The organism is Streptococcus parasanguinis, assembly GCF_001578955.1.
GTDB lineage: Bacteria > Bacillota > Bacilli > Lactobacillales > Streptococcaceae > Streptococcus > Streptococcus parasanguinis_U.
In genome coordinates this window covers 477,264-479,086 of the sequence record NZ_KQ969689.1, presented here as the reverse complement: position 1 = coordinate 479,086, position 1,823 = coordinate 477,264, and the positions used below count along the sequence as shown (strand labels likewise).

The following is a 1,823-nucleotide window of genomic DNA, read 5'->3' as shown; positions in this document are numbered from 1 at the left end:
ATGTTGCGACGAGATTCAAGAAACGATCAAAGTAAGACTTGTTTTGTTTCAAATCCTTTTTCAGTCTTTGTGCCTCTGTCAATTCATCCGTAATCAAGCCATCAATGGGTTGTTGCAAATACTTCGTCAACTTCTGCTTGTCATTGATGGTCCAGACATAGAGCTCTTTTTTCATCTCATGGGCCTGGGTCACCAAATCCTCCTGATAAGAAAAGTCTTCAATCGCAAAGAAGTCGACCGAATCGTTTTGAAAGTGGCCGAATTGAATGGGAATAACATAGCCAGTCTTGATCTCAGGAGCTTTTTCCTCGACCTTTTCCATGACTGACAGATCCAAAGACATAGCCGGATAGTCTTTCTCGATCCCCAAGTCCCGCATCTTCTGGACGAAAAGATCCACGTAGTTTTTCGGTTCCGCACCGTGAGGCTTAAGCTCGACCAAGAGCTTCATCTTCAATTCTTTGGCCCGTTTGACATATTCTTCAAATGAAGGGATCTGACTCGTGTGACCATCCTGTTGAATCTTGAGGCTTTGCACCTCAGCTAGGGTCATGTCTTTCACGTCCTTGTCCACCCCAGCCAGGCGCTTGAGATTGTAGTCATGCAGGACGACAAATTGATGGTCCTTGGTGAGAAGAATATCCATCTCTGCATAAGCCGCCTTTCCCTTGGCTGCTGCTTCTAAGGCTTCCAGGGAATTTTCTACCCCTTTAGAGACGTCTCCTCGATGGGCGATCAGCTTGATCTGATCATTGACTTTTAGGGTTGCCAGTTCAAAAGCTGAAATCCCCGATTGGACCATGAGAAAGACCACTGTCAGAGCAAAGAGCCCCTTCATCTTTCGACTGCCTTTGGAGCGCATGACGGAACGGCTCGGTACTTCCCATGCAGAATCCAAGATGATGCCGAGCGACCCCACCTTTGTCAAGACTGTAAAAATAAACAGGAAGGTCCGAATCAAGACCAAAAAGATGGTCTCCACCCAGAAATACTGCCCCTCTTTATCGATCACCGTCAAGGTAAAGACCAGACCCAAGACCAGCAAAATCCCTAGAAAGGTTAAGAGAAACTCAAAGGACAGAATTCTCCATAAGAGACGAAAGCTTCCTCTTTTGGTCATGCTCCAGCTTTTTTTTCAAGGCACGACCAAATGGCAGCTCCTCCACCACGAGGTTGGGAACTGTATAGATGAGGCGAAGATTGAGATAGAGAAGGGTCAGCTGCACCACTAAGAGCCCGATGGAGCCCATCGTGGTCTTTTCAAACTCCCCTGTGATAAAGGTTGGAATGTAAAGACCATCTGTCAGGGTCGATCCAATCAAGACACCTGCGACAGGCAAGGTCAAAAGAAGATAGAGCAGAAAGTAAAGCAGGTTACTCCCCGCTAGATCCTTCAAGCGACCAAATGATTGACCTAGCACCTTTTTAAAGGACAAGTGCCGATCGATTCTCGACAGGTAAATGACCGAAATCAGGGTCCGCATCTCTAGCATAAACAAGAAAGCAAAGACCATGATAAAGACCAAAAGAGCCAGCAAGCTCAAGGGATGGCTCATAACAGAGGCAAGATTGTTCTTATCAATGTTGGCCTGACCCGCAAGTAAAACAGCCAGATGAAAGACCCAGCTCAAGGCGGCAGCCCCAACCCCCACGACAAATTGAAGCAAAATCCCAATCGCAATAAAGGACCATTTATTGCGCCAGATTAAGTAAAAGGCCCCCTTCAGGTCCTGCCAGTAACTCCGTTTCATCTCCATCCCTTTCCTTTTCTTTCATTCCCCTAGAATAGCGGAAAAGCCTTTCCTTGTCAATGATTCTACAAG

General features: G+C 46.6%; 2 protein-coding genes. Both read right to left on the bottom strand.

Annotated features, from left to right (window positions below):
- Positions 1-1,120: glycerophosphodiester phosphodiesterase (locus SPADD19_RS12425; RefSeq protein ID WP_241496419.1), on the bottom strand; the 1,120-nt coding region annotated here is incomplete at its 3' end.
- On the bottom strand, positions 1,071-1,751 hold the full coding sequence (locus SPADD19_RS12420; RefSeq protein ID WP_241496418.1) for a glycerophosphoryl diester phosphodiesterase membrane domain-containing protein: 681 nt from the start codon (positions 1,749-1,751) through the stop codon (positions 1,071-1,073). The genes SPADD19_RS12420 and SPADD19_RS12425, both read right to left, overlap by 50 nt.
- Positions 1,752-1,823: the final 72 nt, after the last annotated feature.

Coding starts and splice junctions, on each gene's coding strand:
- SPADD19_RS12420 (WP_241496418.1), bottom strand. CDS start 1,751: ATGAAACGGAGTTACTGGCAGGACCTGAAGGGGGCCTTTTACTTAATC.